Genomic DNA, 300 nt, shown 5'->3' on the forward strand with positions numbered 1-300 from the left:
ACAGAGGTGGGGACGGAGGCGGGGACGGCCGTGCCGAGCACGCCGGCGACAGGTGCGGGGACCGCGGCCGGGTCGCCGGCGACGGGTCCCGTCGGTGCCTGCGCCGTGGGTGTCTGCGCCGTGGGTGTCTGGGCCGTCGGTGCCTGGGCCGCCAGCGCCAGCGCCAGCCAGGCCGGGACCAGGCTCGGGGCCGCGGGTGCGGTGGAGCCGTCCTCGGTGCGGGCGTCGTCGTCGCTGGGGGCGAGGACGGCGTCGGCGGTCTCCTCGGCCGGCTCCGTCCCGGCGGTCGTCGTCGGGGCG

The 300-nt window shown here is 80.3% G+C and carries 1 pseudogene; it reads right to left on the reverse strand.

Features of this window, described 5'->3' with window-relative positions:
- Window positions 1-300 (reverse strand): annotated as a pseudogene (locus AC0IVP_RS21860) (hypothetical protein); the annotation flags it as partial.

Source organism: Klenkia sp. AC732 (assembly GCF_979256525.1).